The organism is Marinithermofilum abyssi, from assembly GCF_014641195.1.
Taxonomy (GTDB): Bacteria; Bacillota; Bacilli; order Thermoactinomycetales; family DSM-45169; genus Marinithermofilum; species Marinithermofilum abyssi.
The window spans coordinates 1-1,446 of record NZ_BMHQ01000035.1; the positions used below are offsets into that span (position 1 = coordinate 1).

Annotated in this window: 1 protein-coding gene; it reads left to right on the plus strand. The window is 46.3% G+C overall.

Going from position 1 to position 1,446, the window contains the following annotated elements; translation table 11 throughout:
- The first annotated feature begins 676 nt into the window (after positions 1–676).
- Positions 677–1,207 carry a manganese efflux pump MntP gene (locus IEW70_RS17605; RefSeq protein WP_188649213.1) on the plus strand — a complete coding sequence of 177 codons (531 nt, stop codon included), beginning with the start codon at positions 677–679 and terminating at the stop codon, positions 1,205–1,207.
- Positions 1,208–1,446: the final 239 nt, after the last annotated feature.

Genomic DNA, 1,446 nt, shown 5'->3' on the forward strand with positions numbered 1-1,446 from the left:
GTCTTTTTCTGGCAGCTCGATGCAAGGGTAAAGCTTCGCCGGCTGTCGCCGCCCTTGCACCTGCCCGAATAGCTTTTTAATGCTCACGTCACGAGGTGCTCATCCATACAATATTAGACCTGGTGGAGCCTCAACAAAACACCGTAAGGGTTGGGTGTGTCCCTGCAAGCACCTATCCCCTTCCGGTGTTTTTGTTGTTATATGACGCTCGAACAGCCGATTTTATGCCGCGAAAGCGTCTTGCCTATGAAAAGATCCCCCAGATGTCGGCCCGCCAGGGCGATCCCCTAGGGTCTAAATTTGCTCTGTATATCGTATACAGGCTGTTTTGCTTGTGAAGCGTATATAACGTTACATAATTGAGACACTGTAACGATCAAAAAAGACCGTGATTTACGCTCCTTGAGGCTGCTGACCTTCTACCTTTGTCAGCAGCCTCGCCGCCCAAAGGGGCGGTTTTTACTTTTCGTCTCAACGAATACTGATTGGGTCTTGAAATCTATCACCTTACGATCCCCTAACGAATATATTAATAGACCATTAAGACTATGATTTGTCTCTAATCAATCTCAAACTCGATTCCGCCTTCATTGATCTCAATCTCAAAGCGGATTCACACCTTTTCTATCATTCTTTCATAGAATACCGTACATACTTATTGGAGTTGGTGAGTTAAATGATCTGGATACCCGCCTTGTTGGCTTTAGCGTCCAATGTGGATAACACACAGGTTGGATTGTTATATGGCATGAAAGAGAGGAAAATTCCCGTTGCTGCGATCCTTCTCGCCGCAGTAAGTGGAAGCATGGCTTCTGCACTGGCCAATGCCCTCAGCAAGTGGTTCCTTTCTATTCTTCCCGGGACCTACTGGAGTACCTGGATGGGTGGAACGGTTCAGATCCTACTTGGAGTTAGGGCGCTCTTCTCTGTCGACAGAACTTCCACTTACTTCCATATCCTTCTGGAGAAGAAATGGTGGTTCCTCGCCTTGGGGCTGTCCATTAACAACCTGGGAATAGGACTGAGTGCTGGATTGCTCGGATATAATCCCGTTCTCTTTGGCATCGTAGTCGGCATGGCGGGGGGAGTTCTCCTTTGGCTGGGTAGTTTACTGGGACAAAAACTGCAGACCTACCCTCTTAGTAAATGGATTTATCCCTTAAGTGCCCTCTGCCTGATCTTAATGGGGCTATACAATCTCTTATGAAACTGGCAATTAAAGCGATCAAGTACTATCACTTACAAATAGATTTCTATAAAATATAAGACATACCGCGACGAGGCGGGTCAGTGGGATTAAGTTACTGGCTAAGGGCGGGTACCCTAATCGAAATAATAAATTGAGTCAAACGGTTGATTGTTTGAATGGCCAGTGTTTTGTACGATAATGATGGACCAAGGCCACAAGATCTTTTATATCTTTACCTACACCCCGTTTCCCAGCCC